This window comes from Staphylococcus sp. GDY8P45P, from assembly GCF_017892745.1.
Lineage (GTDB): Bacteria > Bacillota > Bacilli > Staphylococcales > Staphylococcaceae > Staphylococcus > Staphylococcus cohnii.
Genome location: NZ_JAESLS010000019.1, coordinates 1 through 2993 on the forward strand (window position 1 = coordinate 1; position 2993 = coordinate 2993).

At 28.7% G+C, this 2993-nt stretch carries 3 protein-coding genes; all 3 read right to left on the reverse strand.

Annotated elements, in window-relative coordinates; genetic code table 11:
* On the reverse strand, positions 1-773 hold a 773-nt coding region (locus KA873_RS12670), incomplete at its 3' end, for a protein rep (protein WP_210140542.1).
* A gap of 183 nt (positions 774-956) precedes the next feature.
* On the reverse strand, positions 957-1778 hold the full coding sequence (locus KA873_RS12675) for a putative RNA methyltransferase (protein WP_049948317.1): 822 nt from the start codon (positions 1776-1778) through the stop codon (positions 957-959).
* Positions 1779-2761: 983 nt separating this feature from the next.
* Positions 2762-2993: protein rep (locus KA873_RS12680; protein ID WP_186304976.1), on the reverse strand; the 232-nt coding region annotated here is incomplete at its 5' end.

Genomic DNA, 2993 nt, shown 5'->3' on the forward strand with positions numbered 1-2993 from the left:
TGATTTCTTTCGTCATCATCAGTTAAAAAATCAGATGATTTAACCGAATATTTCGAGGTTTCTTTGATTGCTGCTTGAATATCTTTATCGCCTTTTTGATTTGGTTTGATCGCTTTAATATTTGCTACTGGCCGATAATTAACTTGTAATGCTTTTTGCCATAAATTAATCCAATCATTTTGAGAAATGTAATTCTCAGAACCTCTAAAATATTTACTTTCAACACACAATAAAACATGCATATGTTGATTATAACTACCGTCATTTTTATTAACTGTAACCTCTGTCGAACGCATAAAACCAATTAAATTTTTACTAACTTTTTTATATTTAAATAATCTTCTAAATGATTCAGTTAAATGTTTAAGACTTTTTTCTAAAGTATCTCCATCTATCGCATTTCGTGTTGATAGTGTAAGAAACAACCAACGTGCTTTCGGCTTTTCTTTAACCACTTCTTCAATCACTCTTTGAGCTTGATAACTATTTTTCATAGCACGCCTCCAATTACAAACTGGACACAATTTTGATTTACAAAACCATGTCTTATGTAACTTCAAATAACCTTCATCAGTAGGCTTGAACTCTAAGACGTTACCACATTGTTTTACGTTAAAAGCCTTTTTAATTTTTAAGATTTCTAGTATATCTGCATAACTTACATTATCGATTTTCTTTTCTCTCCACGGGCGTTGTTTCCCACTTTTCGTTAAGTCTTTTAGTGTTTTATTATCTTGATTTTCATCTATATATTTTGTATGATTGTCTTGCATATAAAAAGACCTCCAGTATTTGATTTTAGCTCGACACTTTAATCTTATTACTGGAGTTTTTTTATGTCAAATTTTATTTTATACACTAAAAATCTTTCAAAACACTGTTACATCAAGCTTGAAACAACATTTTAAAAAAGAACGTTATTTCTATATAGTATCAAGACAAGAAGAAACTCGTTTTCAACTCGTTTTAAAACCACCAACCAAAACCTTAAAACTCATCGTAATTTCACTTAAGTTTTTCTTAATTATTCCTTCTTTTTCTACGTCACTTAAATTCCACGTTAAAGGCGTCATATCAAGTAATTTATTCAATTCTTCTTTATTTAATTTAACCTTATAACTAATGTCTATCATTTCAATTTTATTAAAATTAGCTTCAAATAAATCTATAACCTCAGAATTATCATAATCCTTATTTTTATGATTACTAAAGACTATATTCCTTATTTCTTTTAAATAATCACTATTAGGAATTATTTTTATCAATTTCCCCTCTTTATCTAGAACTCTTTTAAACTCATCATAATTAGAAGGGCTAAGCACATTAATTAAAAAGTCTACATTCCCATTCATAACTGGTATATCAGCTAGATCAGCAACCAACCAATTTATATTTTTATATGATTTTGCTGCTTTTTTTACACCTTCTTTTGCAATGTCTATACCTAAGAATTCATTTTCACCAAGAAATGTTTTACTAATTTCATTTAAAATATAACCCTCACCAGTACCAACATCTATCACATTATTTTTAGTTTTAATCTCATATTTTTTAATAATTTCTATGATTTTTGAAATTAATATCGAATACAAATTGCTACTATCATTCAATTCTCTTCTAGCAATAAACAATTTTTTATCGTATTTACTTTTTTTATGCCCTGAAATTAAATTCGAATAACCCTCTTTTGCAATATCAAAAGTATGGTTATTCTCACATGCTAAAGTTTTATAACCTCTCTTTAATTTTTCATCACATATAGAACACTTAAAAAACATATTCACACCTCCAATCAAATAATTATAAATAACAAAGTTGCTTTATTCCAATTGCTTTATTGACGTTGAGCCTCGGAACCCTTAACAATCCCAAAACTTGTCGAATGGTCGGCTTAATAGCTCACGCTATGCCGACATTCGTCTGCAAGTTTAGTTAAGGGTTCTTCTCAACATCAATAAATTTTCTCGGCATAAATGCGTGTTCTTTTCTTGTCTGCCCAGTAGACAAAGTAGACCCAACTGTTATTGCTTTACAGGTCTATTTTTCGTCGTTATAATCTAGTTAAATCCCGTAAGGGCGCACTTATGCGTTCTAAAAAGAACGCGTAAAAAACCATAATCGACCTTCGTCAATTTTTATCTTAGTTTTAAGGAATCGGCGTTGTAGCGCAGATATAAAAATTAATACTGCACGAACTAGAATCGACGTTGTAGCGTAGATATAAAAATTAATACTACATAGAAATTTAACTAAGATTTAAGCTACTAGTTTTTTGCTAGTAGCTTTTTTATTTTCTTAATTTTTAAATGCCTTTATTTTGAATTTTAAGGGGGTATTTAGAGCAAACTCTATATTTATATATTTTTATTACCTGTATATTTATATATGTTTCTTAAAACGCAAATATGAGCAAAATAAGGGTACATCTTTCTGACATTTAACTTGTATTCAAAAGACATATTACTTAAGTTGCTAAAGTCATTTTAAATACAATCACTTGTACTTTTTAAACATAAGCCAGAAAAACGATATAACTTTTATATATATTTTTCTAATTTGATTGGAACTCCCTAAAATTTATATAACTTAAAAAGTTAAATTGTTTATCTCATTTTTTGTACATAACCAGTGGCGAATTTTTCAGACACTGCCCATTTACATGCAAATTAAAATTTTCATGGTAAAACTGGTCAACCATGCCGGTTGAACGCTATAGTTCCTGCAGGGGCAAAAATACATAAAAAAAACGCTAGCTTTTAAGCTAACGTTTCAAATCTTTTAAGTAATAATTTTGTTTTTCAAAATTCCAAATTGCAGTAATTGAATGTGCTTTTTCTTCTTCGTCTGTTGTTTTATCTTCGTCACTTGTATTAATTAAATTGCCATCTTCGGCATCGTCTAAATTTAAAATTTTATGTTTTTGTTTAAGCAATCCACCATAACTCAACATACGTTTTCGGTATAAACCTTTTTCTAAATCATTCACGATTTCC

Bases quoted from the DNA above. Each gene is read 5' to 3' on its own strand.
- KA873_RS12675 (WP_049948317.1), bottom strand. From the start codon at position 1,778: ATGTTTTTTAAGTGTTCTATATGTGATGAAAAATTAAAGAGAGGTTAT.